We start from the raw sequence: 14,818 nt of genomic DNA on the forward strand, positions 1-14,818 counted from the left end.
GAATCCCTGCGGTCGCAAGGCTTTGAGCGTTCTGGTTGACAAAAAGCAGACGGCCCGGCGCTAAGGCCGGGCCGTTAAAAAATGTTTATGCCGTCAGGGGCGCGGCTTACTCGCCGTCCTCTTCCGGTACCTCTTCCGGCGGCGCCAGACCCTCGAGGCCCTTGAGCAGTTCCTCTTCGGTCATGCGGTCGGCGGTGACTTCGGTATCGTCGGCCTCGACGCCCGCGCCGGCACCCGCGCCGATCAGCGGCACCTCGGGCTCGGGCTCGTCGACCTCGACGTATTTCTGCAGGCTGTGGATCAGGTCTTCCTTCAGATCGCCCGGCGATACGGTCGTCTCGGCGATCTCGCGCAGCGCCACGACGGGGTTCTTGTCGTTGTCGCGATCGAGCGTGATCTGCGAACCGGACGAGATCATACGCGCGCGATGGCTCGCGAGCAGCACGAGGTCGAAGCGGTTCTCAACCTTGTCGATGCAATCTTCTACGGTGACACGGGCCATCGGCTCGTCACTCCTTCGTGGAACAATGTCCTGGAAACAGCCGGTAGCTATCCCCTATCGCGCGAAATTTCAAGCATTTTTGTCTTGGTTTGGCCGCAACCGTCTGTTACCGAACTTCGATTGCAGACAGGCGGCCCAGGGCGAATTTTCGCCGTAAGGGCGTGTTTGCGTGGGTGCCAAATACGTTGATCGAGGCTGCCATCCGCCGTTCCGTAACGCGTGCCCAACTTTGCACGACCCGCGCTCATGGCGCGCCGGCGGACGACAGGTCCCGGCCTTCTAAATTCCGACTTCCGCGACTCGAATTGCAAGGATTGTGAGAACCGACATGACCGTTCCCGGTGAAAAAATCGCATTGTTCATTGATGGCGCTAATCTCTACGCGACGGCAAAATCTCTCGGGTTCGACATCGATTACAAGAAGCTGCTGCGCGAGTTCCAGTCGCGCGGCTATCTGCTGCGTGCGTTCTATTACACCGCGGTGATCGAAGATCAGGAATACTCCTCGATCCGTCCGCTCATCGATTGGCTCGACTACAACGGTTATTCGGTCGTCACCAAAGCGACGAAGGAATTCGTCGATCAGACCGGCCGCCGCAAGGTGAAGGGCAACATGGACATCGAACTCGCGGTCGATGCCATGGAGATCGCCAGCCACATCGACCAGATGGTGTTGTTTTCGGGCGACGGCGATTTCACGCGTCTCGTTGAAGCCGTGCAGCGCAAGGGCGTACGCGTCACCGTGATCTCGACGGTCACGACTCAGCCGCCGATGGTCGCCGACGAACTGCGCCGCCAGGCCGACATCTTCACCGACATCGTGACGTTGCAGACCAAGATCGGACGCGAGCCGTCCGAGCGGCCGGCGCGCGAGCCGCGCGGCCCGCGCGACGACCGCGAGCCCGGCCATACGCCGCAATTCCTGCAGCGCTCGACCGCGCCGCCGCAGCGGGCCGGTGCCGGCGCGCCGGTGGACGACGACGAGTCCTACGAATAGCCTGCGGCCATGGGGGGCACCGCAGGGATGCCGGGGCGCGATTGTCCGCGCTGTCCGCGGCTGGTCGAATTCCGCAAAGCGTGGCGCAAGAAGGAGCCGACGTGGTTCAACGCGCCGGTCCCCTCCTTCGGACCGGAGAAGGCGCGCGTCCTGATCGTCGGTCTCGCACCGGGCGTTCAAGGCGCCAACCGCACCGGCCGGCCGTTCACCGGCGACTATGCCGGCGTGCTGCTCTACGAAACGCTGCTGCGCTACGGCTTCGCGCGCGGCGAATACAAGGCGGATCCTGACGACGGGCTGACGCTGACCGACTGCCGCATCACCAATGCGGTGCGGTGTGTGCCGCCCGAGAACAAGCCGCTACCGATCGAGATCAACACCTGCCGCGATTACCTGAAGGCGACCATCGCCGAGATGCCGAAGCTCAAGGCGCTGGTCGCGCTCGGCCGCATTGCCCATGAATCGACGGTGGTCGCGCTCGGCGCCAAGGGATCGGCGCACGCCTTCAAGCATGGCGGCAAGCACACGATCGGCGATCTGGCGCTGTTCTCGAGCTATCACTGCTCGCGCTACAACACGAACACCGGCGTGCTGACGCCCGAGATGTTCCGCGATGTGTTCAAAGCGGTACGGGGCTTTTTGGATGGCGCATGATCGCGACCGAAAAACCGTCCCCGCTCTTCGGGATCACGCGCGCGACGCCTGAATCCAGGCGATCACCTCTTCAGCATTCTTGTCCGGCGGAAACACCGGATAGAACACCTTGCTGATGATGCCCTCGTCGACGACGAGGGCCATACGCTTGAGCAGCGTCATGCCGGCGACGCCGAAGGTCGGCAATGTCAGCGCGGTGGTGAAGGCCAGGCGTTCGTCCGACAGAACCGGAAACGGCAGATGCAGCCGCTCCGCCGCCTCCTGCTGATAGAGCGTATCCTGCGTCGACAACCCATAGAGCTGGGCGACGCCGAGCGCGCGCAATTCGTCATGATGATCGCGGAAGGCGCAGGACTGCGGCGTGCAGCCGCGCGCGCCGGGGATCTCGTCCCAGCCCTCGGGCAAAGCCTGTCCCGGCACGCCGGTGCGCGGATAGATGTAGATCACCGTGCGGCCGGAGAGCCGCGACAGGTTGACCTCGCTGCCGTCGGTGGCCGGCAGCGCGAGATCGGGCAGCCGCAGACCGGTCAGATGGTCGGCCCCGCCGTCGTCCTCCGGCGCCGGAATGTCCGCCGGCAAATCCAGCGGATTGTGCATTCCTGGTGCTTCGCTCATCGTCGCCTCCCTTGGGAAGCGAACATTTTAGCGCAGCCGCCTCAGCCGCGATACGACATGAACTCCATCAGGGAACCGTCGGGATCGCGGAAATAGACGCTCGTCCCCGGCCCCTTGGCGCCGAAGCGCTGCAGCGGGCCACGTTCGATGGCGATGCCCTGCGCCTTGAGATGCGCCACCGCATCGGCGATCGGGCCGTCCCATTCGAAGCACAGGTCGCTGTTGCCGGGCTGCACCGGCAGCCGCGCGACCTCCGCCGGCGTCACGCCGGGCCCGTGCACGTTGAGCTGCTTGTCGCCGAAGCGATAGGCCCAGCCGGCCGGCCGCGACACGAGCTCCGCGCCGAGCACATCGGCGTAGAACTTGTTGGAGCGTTCCCAGTTGGAAACATGGATGACGCAATGATCGAGTTTGGTTGGCGGCATAGGCGGCTCTCCCGGCTCATCTGGTCACGGCAACGTGAATGCGGCCGAAGGTCAAGGCGTACCGCCCTTGCCTTCGGTCACATTAGCGATCAAGAACGACGACCCAACCCAGGGAGCGACATCATGCAATTCCACCGTCATTTCGCATTCGGTCTGCTGACCGCCGTGTTCTGCACCGGCGCGGCCTTGCCGGCCGCCGCGCAGAGCGCCTCCGCGCCGCTCAAGAATGCCGAGGGCAAGGAAGTCGGCTCGGTGAACCTGACGCAGACGCGGCAAGGCGTGCTGATCAATGTGTCGGTGAAGGGACTGCCGCCGGGCGAGCATGCGTTTCACGTGCACGCCGTCGGCAAGTGCGAACCGCCATTCACCTCGGCCGGCGGTCACTTCAATCCCGCCAACCACAAGCACGGCATGATGTCGCCCGAAGGCCAGCACGCCGGCGACATGCCCAACCTCCACATCCCGCAGAGCGGCGACCTGACCGTCGAGATTCTCAACACCAACATCACGCTCGAGAAGGGCAAGCCGAACTCGGTCTACGACGCCGACGGCTCGGCGGTGATCATCCACGCCGGCAAGGACGACTATAAGACCGATCCGACCGGCGATGCCGGCGGCCGCATCGCCTGCGGCGTGATCGAGTAAGCAGCGCCTCGCAGGCCGCGCGGAACCGCTCCTCCTGCGCCGCGCCAGGAGGAGCGCAACGCGCCGACGGAACACGGCGGCTGATTCGCGTGTTCACGGACCATGAGCCGCAAGACAACTGCCAAGACGACTGCCAAGAAGACTGTCAAAACCTATCACGCGACCATGCTCGTCACGCGCGTCGAGGAATGGTGCGTTGACGCCAGCAGCCCGGAAGAAGCCCGCGCGCTGTTGCAGGCCGGCGAAGGCCACCGCTGCCACTTGGGGCAAGCGGTGCACACCGAACTCGATCAGATCGTCGATCCCCTCTAGCGCGCGAGGGCCTAGCCCTTGAGCCGCATCAGCCGGCTCTTCTCGCGATCCCAGGACCGCTTCTTCTCGGTCTCGCGCTTGTCGTGCAGCTTCTTGCCGCGCGCGACCGCGAGCTCGACCTTCGCCCGCCCGCGCTCGTTGAAGTAAAGCTTGAGCGGCACGATGGTCATGCCTTCGCGCTCGACCGCGGCGGCCATCTTGTCGATCTCGCGCTCGTGCAGCAGCAGCTTGCGCGGCCGCTTCGGCGCATGATTGTTGTAGGGTCCGGCCTGCTGGTACTCGGGAATGTTGGCGTTGACGAGCCAGATCTCCCCGCCTTTGGCGTCGGCGTAGGACTCGGCAATCGTCGCCTTGCCCGAGCGCAAAGATTTCACCTCGCTGCCAGTCAGCGCAATGCCGGCCTCGACGGTATCTCCGATCTCATAGTTGAAACGCGCCCTTCGGTTCTCGGCGACCACCTTGAACCGGCGCTCAGGTTTTGCAGACATGGGTAAGGAATATCAGCGCTCAGGTGCGCGCCTTCAAGAGATCGCGGATCTCGGTCAGCAGTTCTTCTTGCTTGGTCGGCGGCGTCGGCTTCGCCTCCTCTTTCTTCATCACCGTGCCGATCGCCCGGATTGCCATGAACAGCACCCAGGCAATGATGATGAAGTTAAGCGTTACGGTGAGAAAGCTCCCGTAAGCCAATACAGCGCCTTGCTTTTTCGCCTCGACCAGCGTGTCGGCTGTGACCTTGGAGGACAGCGGGATGTAGTAGTTCGAAAAGTCGAGGCCGCCGGTGACGGCGCCGATCACCGGCATGATGACGTCGCCGACCAGCGAGGACACGATGCTGCCGAAGGCCGCGCCGATGATCACGCCGATGGCGAGATCGATGACGTTGCCTTTCAGCGCGAATTTCTTGAAGTCGTCCAACACCGGCATTGTGGCGCCCCTATTCCAGCTTCAGTTGATCAGGCCAGCGTGGACCATGGCCTCACGCACGGCGGCCTTCGACTTCTCCGACAGCGGCACCATCGGCAGGCGCACATCGTCCGACATCTTGCCAAGCACCGACAGCGCGTACTTGGCCGGCGACGGGTTGGTCTCGATGAACAGGTTCTGGTGCAGCGGCAGCAGCTTGTCCTGCAGCTTGAGCGCGGTGGCGTAGTCGCCCTTCAGGCACGCGCTCTGGAATTCGGCGCAGAGCCGCGGCGCCACGTTCGACGTCACCGAGATGCAGCCGTGGCCGCCATGCGCCATGAAGCCGAGGCAGGTGCCGTCTTCGCCCGAGAGCTGGTTGAAGTCCTCGCCGATGACCGCGCGCTGCTGCGACACGCGCAGCACGTTGGCGGTGGCGTCCTTCACGCCGGCGATGTTCTTGAGCTCATAAAGCCGCTTCATGGTGTCGACCGACATGTCGATCACCGACCGTCCCGGAATGTTGTAGATCAGGATCGGAATGCCGATGGCATCGTTGATCGCCTTGAAGTGCTGATAGAGCCCTTCCTGCGTCGGCTTGTTGTAGTACGGCGTCACGATGAGCACGGCGTCGGCCCCCGCCTTCTCGGCGTGCTTGGAGAAGTCGATCGCCTCGGCGGTCGAGTTCGACCCGGCGCCGGCAATCACCGGCACGCGCCGCCGCGCCTGATCGACGCACCACTCCACCACGCGCTTGTGCTCGTCGTGCGACAAAGTCGGGCTCTCGCCCGTCGTGCCGACCGGCACCAGACCGTTGGTGCCTTCGGCGATCTGCCAGTCGACCAGGTCGCGGAAGGCTTTTTCATCGACCGCGCCGTTCTTGAACGGCGTGACGAGGGCGGTAAAGGAGCCTCGAAAGCTCGTCTTGGCGGTCATGATGCGTCCACTCCGGTAAAGAGATAAGAGGACCATAGATATCGGGTCGGCGGCGGCGATGAAAGCCCTTAAGGCTCCGCCGGGAAAGGTGCGATCCGCCCCGCTTTTGCCCCTGTCCGCCGCTAGGCATCCGGGCTAGCATTCAGCCCGGTATTTTTTCGTCAACCATGTTGGCCTAATGGGGGTGTGATTCCCTTTCTGAGTCGGACTGACCGGGAACCGCAGAGGGGTTACAGGGACGTGCTTGATCGAAAAGCCATGAGAGTGGCTCGTTTATCTCTCGTGCTTGCGGGCGCCATCAGCGCCGGCCCGGTCCTGGCCGCAACGAGCAAAGTTCCCCTGCCCCGGCCTCGCCCCGCCATCGGCGCTCCCAGCGTGGTTCGCGCACCGGCCGCCGTCAGCGCTCCCCACGTTGCCGCCCAGACACCCCTACCCCGTCACCGCCCATCGGCCGCCGCGCCCGAGATGACGTCCTATGCGCAGGCCAATGTCGGCGTGCGCGGCGCCATGTTCGCCAGCCGGGCGACCTTCCAACCGCTGGTCCGGCCGACCGCGGGTCCGTTCGCGGTTGCCGCCTCCACCGCCACATCGCCCGCCGACATCGCCACGCTCAAGCGTGTGCTGGAGGCGACGCGCAAGGGCAAGGAAGCGGATGCCGACGCCGCCGCGCGTCAGCTGTCCGATCCGGTCGCCCGCAAGCTCGCCGAGTGGATGATCCTGCGGTCTGACAACACCAGGCCGAGCTTCCAGCGCTACGCCGCGTTCGTCGAAGCCAATCCGGCCTGGCCGCATTCGGCCTTGTTCCGCCGCCGTGCCGAGAACGCGCTGTGGAACGACAAGCTCGACGACAGCACCGTGCGCGCCTTCTTTGCGCGGTCGAAGCCGACCACCGCGAAGGGCCGCTATGTGCTGGCGCGCGCGCTGCTCGCCCAGGGCGATCGCGACGGCGCCGCGGCGCTCGTGCGCTACGCCTGGCGATACGACGACTGCAGCGCCGACGTCGAAGCCCGCGTGCTCGACATGTTCGGCGACCTGCTCACGCGCGCCGATCACAAGATCCGCATGGATCAGCGCTTCTACGACGACGACGTGGAAGCCGGCATGCGCGAGGCCGAACGGCTCGGCGGCAACGAACTGCTGATCGCGCGCGCGCGCGCCGCCGTCATCAAGCGCGCCAGCAACGCCAAGGCCCTGCTCGACTCCGTGCCGAGCTCGGCGCGCGGCGACGCCGGCTATCTGTTCTCGCGCGCGCAGTGGCTGCGCAAGAACGACCAGCCGGAAGAAGCCGCGCGGGCGATCCTCGCCGCGCCGCGCGACCGGGAGTCCGTCGTCGATCCAGATCAGTGGTGGGTCGAACGCCGCCTCGTCGTGCGCAAGCTGCTCGACGACCAGGACGCGCAGACCGCCTATCGCGTGGCGCGCGATGCCGCGCCGGCGCACAAAGGCAATTACCGCGTCGACCAGCACTTCACCGCCGGCTGGATCGCGCTGCGCTATCTGCACGATCCCAAGACCGCCGCGCAGCATTTCGCCCACATCGACGACGGCACGACCAATCCGCATGCGCTGGCGCGCGGTGGCTATTGGCAGGGCCGCGCCGCGGAGGCCATGGGTCAGCGCGCCCAGGCCAAGGCTTTCTACGAAGCCGCCGCCGTGCACTCGGCGACCTATTACGGCCAGCTCGCGCGCGCCCAGCTCGGGCTTTCCGACCTCGGCCTGCGCGGCCCGCCGACCTTCACGACCCACGATCGTAACCTGCTCAGCAACCTCGAAGTCGTCCGCGCGGCGGAAATTCTTTACGCGCTCGACGAGCGCGACATGCTCGCCTCGATCTATGCCGAACTCGGCGAGACCGCGACCGACGTCGCCGGCCTCGCGGCGCTGGGCGAACTCGCCGCCAAGCATCGCGACGGCCGCGCCATGCTCCTGCTCGGCAAAGGCGCGCTCGGTCGCGGCCTGCCGCTCGACTACTACGCTTATCCGGTGGTCGGGCTGCCGCACTACACGCCGATCGCGCCGGCCATCGAGGACGCGGTCGCCTACTCGATCGCGCGCCAGGAAAGCCACTTCAATCAGAAGGTCGTCTCCATCGCCAAGGCGATGGGGCTGATGCAGGTGACGCCGGCGTCGGCGCAGGATACGGCCAAGCGCTTCAAGGTCGCCTATAACAAAGCGCGGCTGCTGAGCGACCCGATCTACAACGTGCAGATGGGCGCGGCCGAACTGTCGATGCTGCTGTCGCAGTACAACGGCTCCTACATCATGACCTTCGCCGGCTACAACGCCGGCCGCGGCCGCGTGCGTCAGTGGGTCGCCGCTTATGGCGATCCGCGCGACCCGCGCGTCGATCCGGTCGACTGGGTCGAGCGCATCCCGATCGCCGAGACACGCAACTACGTGCAACGGATCATGGAAAACCTGCAGATCTACCGCGCCCGCTTCGGCGGCAGCAGCCGGCTGGTGATCGAGGCCGATCTCAAGCGCGGCAATTCGAACTAACGGCGTTGCCGCTCGCATAACATCGATTATCCTGTATCCGTTCACCCCCCGCGAAAGCGCGGACCCATCGCTGGATTCCCGCTTTCGCGGGAATGAGCGGATGAAAATACGCACTAACTAGAACAGCTTCCGCTTCTAAACCCCGCTCCATCGTTCCCACATCGAAGGCCCTCATGAGCGACGCCGTCAGCACGTTCATCTCCGCACCCGACGGCCTGAAGCTGCACGTGCGCTGCTATGGTCCGCGCAGCGCGGAAGCCACCGTCGTCTGCCTGCCGGGCCTTGCCCGCACGGCCGCCGATTTCGACGTGCTGGCCCGATCATTGGCCGGCGATGCCGCGACACCCCGGCGCGTGCTGGCGCTCGATTATCGCGGCCGCGGTCTGTCCGACTACGACCGCGATCCTTCGCACTACGACTTTCATGTCGAACTCGCCGATGTGCTGGCGGTTCTCGCCGCACTCGACGCCATGCCGGCGGTGTTCATCGGCACCTCCCGCGGCGGCATCCTGACTATGCTGCTCGCGGTGCTGCGGCCGACGGCGATCGCCGGCGCGGTGCTCAACGACATCGGCCCCGTGATCGAGCCGAAGGGGCTCATGCGGATCAAGGGCTATGTCGGCAAACTGCCGCAGCCGCGCGATTTCGAAGAAGGCGCGGAGATTCTGCGCCGCTTGTTCAGCGCGCAGTTTCCCAAGCTCACATCCGAGGATTGGCTGGCCGCGGCGCGGCGCGGCTTCAAGGAAGAGCACGGCCGGCTGGTGCCGACCTACGACGTCAAGCTCGCCAAGACCATGGAAGGCGTCAACTTCGACAAGCCGCTGCCGCCGCTGTGGCCGCAGTTCGACGCCCTCGCCCACGTGCCGGTCATGGTGATCCGCGGCGAAAACTCCGATCTTCTGATGCCGGCCACCGTGGAAGCGATGCAGGCGCGGCGTCCGGACCTGGAGACGCTCGAAGTGCCCGACCAGGGTCACACGCCGCTGCTGGTCGAGCCCGACGTGATCGGCCGGATCGCCGATTTCGTGGCGCGATGCGAGCGCGCTATTCCCGCGGCGGCACGCTAAAGGGCGACGGCGGCTCGCCACGCTGCGCGCGCTGCCACATCGTCAAGTACGCCGCCTCAATGTGCCGCGTGAAGCGCGCGGTATCGAAAAGCGGCGACCGGTTGCGGTTGGCCGCGAGCGTGCCGCGCAGCGAGGACAGCAGGTCCGGGTCGCGCGCGAGCTTGAGCGCCAGTGCTGTGTAGTCGGCGAGATTGTCCGTAACGAGTTCGGGCAATCCGACAGCGGTCAGCAAGCTCGCCGCCACGCGGCTGCCAAACGTGCCGCCACGGCAGGTCAGGACCGGAAGCCCCGCCCACAAGGCGTCGTTCGCGGTCGAATGTGCGTTGATCGGCAAGGTATCGAGATAAAGATCGGCCAGCCGATGCCGCGCCAGATGGTCTTCGTTGCGCGCGACGCGCCGCGCGAAGACGAGCCGTTCGGGCGCGACGCCGCGCGCCTGCGCCGCCGCACGCAGGCGGCGTTCGGCACTCTCGTTGCTGCCCGAGAGCCACAGCACGCTGCCCGGGACCTCGTTCAGCAGCGCCATCCAAACATCAAAGATCAGCGGGCCGAGCTTGTAACTGTTGTTGAAGGCGCAGAACACAAATCCGCTCGGCGGCAGCCCCTCCTCCGCCCGCGTCGGCGTCGCCGCCGCGATGGCGCGCGACGAATCCGCGCCCATGAAGCTGTCGGGCAGATAGACGATCCGCTCGCGAAACAGCTCCCGCTCCGCTTCGGGAATGACGACGCGATCCGCCAGCAGATAGTCGACGTAAGGCGCGCCGCTGCTGCCGGCATAACCAAGATACAGGACCTGAACCGGCGCGGGCCGATGCGCCAGAATGCCGGGACGTGCGTTCTGCGTCGGCCCCATGAGGTCGACCGCGATATCGATCTCCATGTCGCGCAGCAGCTGCGCGACATCGCCGTCGCTTTTGTCGTGCACATCGAGGAAGCGATCGAAAGCGCCCATCAACCGCTGCCGCATCGGCGAGTTGCCCGCGGCGCCGAACGACACCGCCATCGTCTCGAAGCGGCTGCGGTCGTGCCGCTCGAACAGGCCGGCCAGCAGGATGGCGACCGGGTGCTCGCGGTAGTCGGCGGACAGATAAGCGATGCGGATCCGTTGGTGATCGTAGCGTTCGCCGCGCCATAGCGGCGGTCGCGCGGGGTAATCGCGGTCGGCGAACATATTAGCGCACTGAATCTGCGCCGCCGCCGGGGCCTGCGCGGTCAGAAATGCGAACGGCCTCGACACGGGGCGCGCCGCCGCGACGCCCGCGACGAGATGCGCGTTCTCTGCCGCCAGATCCGTCCAGTCGCAGATCATCATTTTGGCAAAGAAACGATCGCCCTCGAGGTAATCCAGATTGGGATCGAGGCGAAACGCCTGATCGTAGGCGGCGAAGGCTTCGTCGAAGCGCTTGAGATCGAGCAGGATGTTGGCGCGGTTGAGGTGCAGGCCGGGATGCTGCGGCTGCAGCGCGATCGCCTTCGCCAGCGCGGCGAGCGCCTCATCGTTCTGGCGCAAGCGGTGCAGGATGTTGGCACGGCTGGCGTGAAACTCCGGCTGCTGCGGATTGAGAGCGATCGCGCGGTCGTAGCTCGCGAGCGCCTCGTCAGGCCGGCCGAGCGCTTCCAACGCATTGCCGCGGTTGCAATGCGCCTCGGCGTAGCGCGGATTGATCTGCAAGGCCGCGTCGAAACAGGCGATCGCATCCCGCGGCTGCTGGCGCATCATGAGAATGCCGCCGCGGTTGAGGTGCGCCTCCGGGATCGCCGGGTGGAGCGCCAGCGCCCGCCCGAAGGCGGCGAAGGCCTCGTCGTGGCGTTGCATCGCCAGCAGCACGTTGGCGTGGTTGAACTGCGCGCCGGGATCGCCCGGGTGCACCGTGAGCGCCTCGCGCAACAGCCCCTCCGCCTCCACCAGACGCCCCTGCTGTGCGCAGACGAGCCCGAGCATGACGAGCGCGGGAAAGTGCTTCGACTCCGCTTTCAGGACCTTGCGATAGAGGCGCTCGGCATCGTCGAGCCGGCCGCTCTGGAGCGCGGCCATCGCCTCCTCAAAAGCGCGGGCCGCCGGCGGCGGCAGAGGTCGGGGTTGGCCAGAAGACGATCGTTTGGATGTCACTGTGGCTCGGCACTCGGCGGAGGGTTCGCTGACGGTCCGGCCGTGCCACGCCGGCGGCGCAAAGGCAAGGCGCCAAAAACAAAACCCCGGCGGTTGCCCGCCGGGGTTCGGTTATCCAAGAAATCGCGGTTAAGCGATCAGGGATAGAAGTCCTTGTGCGCACGCAGACGGACGGCCCAGTTGTCGATGTCCTTGATGCTGGTGACACCGGCCGGAGCCGTCGCCGGCACGAAGCCAGCCGGAGCGGTCGCGCTCTGGAGCTTGGAGTACAGCACGTCGACACCGAGGTAGAAGTCAGACGTGACGTTCCACTGGGTACGCGAACCGACCCACCAGGTCTTCCAGTTCATGTCGCAACCGGCGAGAACGGTCGACGGCGAACCGGTGCAGAGGATGTTGTTCGCGGTCGAGTTGTAGCTCGTGGCAGCATAACCGCCATAGAGCGACGTGCGCCAACGGGCATTCCAGAAGTGCTCGTAGGCCGCGTTGACGTTCCAAGCCGTGGTCAGCTGGAGGTCGGTCGTGCCGGTGGCCGAGTACACGCCGTCGGTCAGGAAGCCGAAGCCCATGCCCGAGCCGTCAACCTTGCCCCAGTTGGAGTTCGGCGTCATGAACGTATAACGCAGAGCGCCCTGGGTGTAGTTGACTTGGGCTTGCAGGTAGTCGCCCTTGCCGATCATCGGCGCGTTCAGCTTGATGCCGGCGCCGACCGCGAAGCCCCACTTGTCGCCCGGGTGACCCGAGCCAGGAGCCGCAGCGTAGTAGAGCGCGTTGACTTCGTGCATCGCGCCCATGATCTGGGCCGAACCCCAAGCCTGGTCGACGCGCAGGTTGGCGACGATGTCCGGCGCCTGGAAGCCGCCGTACGCGCCCGGGAACGCCGAGGTCACGGTCGAGGTGCCACCGACGATCGAGGTCATGCGACGCTCTTCAGCCGAGATCGTGGCCGACAGACCGTTGCCGAACTGCGCGGTGTAGCCCCAGACCAGCCAGCCCGGATCGCCGCTGTCCGACGACGGGAACGCACCCCAGTACGAGGTCGCCGGCGACGAGTAGAAGTCGTAGAACGACTGCGCGCGGCCGAAGGTGAAGCCGGCCCACTGGATGAAGGCGCGGTTGGCGCTGAACGTGTTCGACGAGGTGTTCGCACCCGTGTCGTTTTCCGAAACGCCGACCGCCAAGTAAGCGCGGACGGTGCCGTATTCGGTCTGGTTGCGCGCGTCGGCGGTGATGTAACCGCGGGCGCGGAACACGCTGTTGTTGGTCGTACGGTTGTTGACGTTACCGTTCGCCCAGCCCCACGCGAAGTTGCCGTTGCCGCCGTACGAATATTCCGAACGGACCCAGCCACCAATCTTCACGCACATGTCGGTGCCGGGGATGTAGTAGAACCCGACGCCGTACAGGCTGCAAATCTTCACGTACTGGAGGGATTGCGTGCATCACCGCGCTGCAATCCCAAGAATGGTGGATTTTCTAGGTTCGCCAATGTCCACCATCGCCCGCAAAGGCATCTCGACCTTCTGGGGCTCTCGTGGGTCGGCGGAAAACTCAAGCTCCGGAATGCAATCGACTTTCGCCGCGCGTGGACCTTACGAACTGGCTGAGCGAAATAGGTATGGCGTAGGTCGCCTTTAAAAACGGCGCAAAATCGCGCGCTTGCGGCGCGCGAATGCGTTCGCAACGTTGGCGTTCAAGGGATGAATTTTCGGTAAAGTTTAAGAATGCAGACGCGCGTCAGCGGCGCCGACTGCCGGTGGCAGTTCGCGCGGTGACGTCACGAAGAGAGGAGTTGTGCTTAGGTCGTTTGTTGTGCGGCCGGCGGGAAATCCGCCACCGGTGCGGCCGTCTCGGCGCGCCGCTCGACACCTGGAAACGTCACGACCTCCTGGATGAGGTCGGCCGCGCCGATGAGCGTCTCCTGCGTCAGATGCGCGTAACGCTGTGTCGTGCGCGCGTGCAGATGCCCCAGCAGGCCCTGCACGACATAGAGCGAGACGCCGCGGTTGACGAGGAAGCTCGCGAACGAATGACGCAGGTCGTGGAGACGGACATCCTCGAGCCCTGCCCGCTTGCGGATGCGATCCCAAGGAAAGAACAACGACGGCGATGGCTTGCCGTTCACCGGCGACGGGAAGATGTACGGATTGCCTTCCATCCGCGGCGTCGACGTCAGCAGCGCGATCGCCGACTGGTTCAGCGCCACGACGCGGGCGCGGCCCGATTTCGACTTCGGCACCAGAAGCGTCTTGTTCTTCCAGTCGATGTAGTCCCACTTCGCGAAGGTGACTTCGTTCCGGCGCGCACCGGTCAACAGCAGCAACATGATGCACCGCGCCGCCGTGCGGTTCTCATCGGCATGGATCGCGCGCATCAAAGCTTCCGCCTCCTCCTCGCTGAGGAAGCGGTTGCGCTGCACGTCGGGCCCGGCGGTCAAGCCGGCGGCCGGATTCTCCAGCCCACCGGGCACCTTCCACTTGCGGGCGAGATTATAGATGTAGCGCAGGATGACGATCACGCGGTTCATCGTGCCGGCCGCGTAACCATCCTCGCGCATGCGATTGATCAGATCGGTGATGGCGTCGGTTTTGATCTCGTCGAGTGCCAACGCGCCGAGCTTCGGCAGGATGTGAATGCGCAGAACCGTCTCGTCGGTCGACCAGCTGTTCTTGTAGGTTTGCACGTAGGGCAAATAGCGCTCGGCGACGAAATCCCTGAGCAAGGGGACGGCGCGCAGCTCGCGCCGCTTTTGCTGCGGGTCGGCGCCCAGCAGCGCCTCGGCAACGATCTGCTTGGCCTTCCGCCGCGCCTGATCGAGGGAGACGACGTCGGCGGGGCCGATTTTGTACTGGCGCTCGCGGCCACGCTCATCGGTGTATCGCTGGTAATAGGTCTTGCCGCCGGAGCAGCGCACTTCGAGGAGAAAGCCGCGTTGCGTTGAATCGAAATAGTCAGTCTTCCTGCGGCCGGTGGGACACACGGCCTGACGTACGAAAGGAACTGACAACACAACAGTCGGCATAGCCGTAATCACACACTAACGCAGGAGTTCCTGCCTCGAGCTCATCATCGCCGAGACCGCATGCCGGCGACACCGATTGGTTGTCCTTGAGCACAAGTACAGGCATAAATTTCATGTAAATTTTGTCGTAACGA

At 65.1% G+C, this 14,818-nt stretch carries 15 protein-coding genes; 6 read left to right on the top strand and 9 right to left on the bottom strand.

What is annotated here, in order from left to right:
* Positions 1-106: 106 nt before the first annotated feature.
* The gene (gene rpoZ / locus DW352_RS06920) at positions 107-502 is read right to left on the bottom strand and encodes a DNA-directed RNA polymerase subunit omega (protein ID WP_115689755.1); all 396 of its coding nucleotides are present in this window, start codon (positions 500-502) and stop codon (positions 107-109) included.
* A gap of 328 nt (positions 503-830) precedes the next feature.
* Here rpoZ and DW352_RS06925 point away from each other — a divergent pair, with 328 nt between their 5' ends.
* Both DW352_RS06925 and DW352_RS06930 read left to right on the top strand, forming a co-directional pair.
* On the top strand, positions 831-1,499 hold the full coding sequence (locus DW352_RS06925) for a LabA-like NYN domain-containing protein (RefSeq protein ID WP_115689757.1): 669 nt from the start codon (positions 831-833) through the stop codon (positions 1,497-1,499).
* A gap of 27 nt (positions 1,500-1,526) precedes the next feature.
* On the top strand, positions 1,527-2,153 hold the full coding sequence (locus tag DW352_RS06930) for a uracil-DNA glycosylase (protein WP_245434350.1): 627 nt from the start codon (positions 1,527-1,529) through the stop codon (positions 2,151-2,153).
* A gap of 33 nt (positions 2,154-2,186) precedes the next feature.
* Here DW352_RS06930 and DW352_RS06935 read toward each other — a convergent pair whose 3' ends face one another.
* Positions 2,187-2,768 (bottom strand): peroxiredoxin, encoded by a 582-nt coding sequence (locus DW352_RS06935; protein ID WP_210209941.1) that lies wholly within the window; start codon positions 2,766-2,768, stop codon positions 2,187-2,189.
* A gap of 41 nt (positions 2,769-2,809) precedes the next feature.
* On the bottom strand, positions 2,810-3,193 hold the full coding sequence (locus DW352_RS06940) for a VOC family protein (protein ID WP_115689763.1): 384 nt from the start codon (positions 3,191-3,193) through the stop codon (positions 2,810-2,812).
* Between the two features lie 123 nt (positions 3,194-3,316).
* On the opposite strand from DW352_RS06940, the gene DW352_RS06945 reads away from it, so the two are divergent.
* Both DW352_RS06945 and DW352_RS06950 read left to right on the top strand, forming a co-directional pair.
* Positions 3,317-3,838, top strand: coding sequence for a superoxide dismutase family protein (locus tag DW352_RS06945; protein ID WP_115689765.1), 522 nt, complete (start codon positions 3,317-3,319; stop codon positions 3,836-3,838).
* A 102-nt stretch (positions 3,839-3,940) separates the two neighbouring features.
* Positions 3,941-4,150: a hypothetical protein gene (locus tag DW352_RS06950; RefSeq protein ID WP_115689767.1), complete on the top strand. Its 210-nt coding sequence runs from the start codon at positions 3,941-3,943 to the stop codon at positions 4,148-4,150.
* A gap of 11 nt (positions 4,151-4,161) precedes the next feature.
* Here the strand turns inward: DW352_RS06950 and smpB are convergent, their stop codons facing one another.
* Genes smpB through dapA form a run of 3 tightly spaced genes read right to left on the bottom strand, consistent with a single transcriptional unit; the run spans position 4,162 to position 5,986 of the window.
* Positions 4,162-4,638, bottom strand: coding sequence for an SsrA-binding protein SmpB (gene smpB / locus DW352_RS06955; protein WP_115689769.1), 477 nt, complete (start codon positions 4,636-4,638; stop codon positions 4,162-4,164).
* Between the two features lie 19 nt (positions 4,639-4,657).
* A complete protein-coding gene (mscL, locus tag DW352_RS06960) occupies positions 4,658-5,074 on the bottom strand; it encodes a large conductance mechanosensitive channel protein MscL (RefSeq protein WP_425374635.1) in 417 nt (138 codons plus the stop codon).
* 21 nt (positions 5,075-5,095) lie between these two features.
* Positions 5,096-5,986 (bottom strand): 4-hydroxy-tetrahydrodipicolinate synthase, encoded by an 891-nt coding sequence (gene dapA / locus DW352_RS06965; RefSeq protein ID WP_115689771.1) that lies wholly within the window; start codon positions 5,984-5,986, stop codon positions 5,096-5,098.
* 465 nt (positions 5,987-6,451) lie between these two features.
* Between dapA and DW352_RS06970 the strand changes: the two genes are divergently transcribed.
* Both DW352_RS06970 and DW352_RS06975 read left to right on the top strand, forming a co-directional pair.
* Complete coding sequence (locus DW352_RS06970; RefSeq protein WP_245434351.1) at positions 6,452-8,485, top strand: lytic transglycosylase domain-containing protein; 2,034 nt, start codon at positions 6,452-6,454, stop codon at positions 8,483-8,485.
* Positions 8,486-8,658: 173 nt separating this feature from the next.
* Positions 8,659-9,552: an alpha/beta fold hydrolase gene (locus DW352_RS06975; RefSeq protein WP_115689775.1), complete on the top strand. Its 894-nt coding sequence runs from the start codon at positions 8,659-8,661 to the stop codon at positions 9,550-9,552.
* On the opposite strand, the gene DW352_RS06980 is transcribed toward DW352_RS06975, so the two are convergent.
* From DW352_RS06980 to DW352_RS06990, 3 genes are all read right to left on the bottom strand, one after another.
* Complete coding sequence (locus tag DW352_RS06980; protein WP_115689777.1) at positions 9,530-11,587, bottom strand: O-linked N-acetylglucosamine transferase, SPINDLY family protein; 2,058 nt, start codon at positions 11,585-11,587, stop codon at positions 9,530-9,532. The genes DW352_RS06975 and DW352_RS06980 overlap by 23 nt on opposite strands.
* A 212-nt stretch (positions 11,588-11,799) precedes the next feature.
* Positions 11,800-13,083, bottom strand: coding sequence for a porin (locus DW352_RS06985; protein ID WP_115689779.1), 1,284 nt, complete (start codon positions 13,081-13,083; stop codon positions 11,800-11,802).
* Between the two features lie 377 nt (positions 13,084-13,460).
* Positions 13,461-14,669 carry a tyrosine-type recombinase/integrase gene (locus tag DW352_RS06990; RefSeq protein WP_162826828.1) on the bottom strand — a complete coding sequence of 403 codons (1,209 nt, stop codon included), beginning with the start codon at positions 14,667-14,669 and terminating at the stop codon, positions 13,461-13,463.
* Positions 14,670-14,818: the final 149 nt, after the last annotated feature.

This window comes from Pseudolabrys taiwanensis, assembly GCF_003367395.1.
Classification (GTDB): Bacteria; Pseudomonadota; Alphaproteobacteria; order Rhizobiales; family Xanthobacteraceae; genus Pseudolabrys; species Pseudolabrys taiwanensis.

Excerpts from the sequence above, each read along its gene's own strand:
- rpoZ (WP_115689755.1), bottom strand. The coding sequence starts at position 502 with ATGGCCCGTGTCACCGTAGAAGATTGCATCGACAAGGTTGAGAACCGC.
- DW352_RS06925 (WP_115689757.1), top strand. The coding sequence starts at position 831 with ATGACCGTTCCCGGTGAAAAAATCGCATTGTTCATTGATGGCGCTAAT.
- DW352_RS06930 (WP_245434350.1), top strand. The coding sequence starts at position 1,527 with ATGCCGGGGCGCGATTGTCCGCGCTGTCCGCGGCTGGTCGAATTCCGC.
- DW352_RS06935 (WP_210209941.1), bottom strand. The coding sequence starts at position 2,768 with ATGAGCGAAGCACCAGGAATGCACAATCCGCTGGATTTGCCGGCGGAC.
- DW352_RS06940 (WP_115689763.1), bottom strand. The coding sequence starts at position 3,193 with ATGCCGCCAACCAAACTCGATCATTGCGTCATCCATGTTTCCAACTGG.
- DW352_RS06945 (WP_115689765.1), top strand. The coding sequence starts at position 3,317 with ATGCAATTCCACCGTCATTTCGCATTCGGTCTGCTGACCGCCGTGTTC.
- DW352_RS06950 (WP_115689767.1), top strand. The coding sequence starts at position 3,941 with ATGAGCCGCAAGACAACTGCCAAGACGACTGCCAAGAAGACTGTCAAA.
- smpB (WP_115689769.1), bottom strand. The coding sequence starts at position 4,638 with ATGTCTGCAAAACCTGAGCGCCGGTTCAAGGTGGTCGCCGAGAACCGA.
- mscL (WP_425374635.1), bottom strand. The coding sequence starts at position 5,074 with ATGCCGGTGTTGGACGACTTCAAGAAATTCGCGCTGAAAGGCAACGTC.
- dapA (WP_115689771.1), bottom strand. The coding sequence starts at position 5,986 with ATGACCGCCAAGACGAGCTTTCGAGGCTCCTTTACCGCCCTCGTCACG.
- DW352_RS06970 (WP_245434351.1), top strand. The coding sequence starts at position 6,452 with ATGACGTCCTATGCGCAGGCCAATGTCGGCGTGCGCGGCGCCATGTTC.
- DW352_RS06975 (WP_115689775.1), top strand. The coding sequence starts at position 8,659 with ATGAGCGACGCCGTCAGCACGTTCATCTCCGCACCCGACGGCCTGAAG.
- DW352_RS06980 (WP_115689777.1), bottom strand. The coding sequence starts at position 11,587 with ATGGCCGCGCTCCAGAGCGGCCGGCTCGACGATGCCGAGCGCCTCTAT.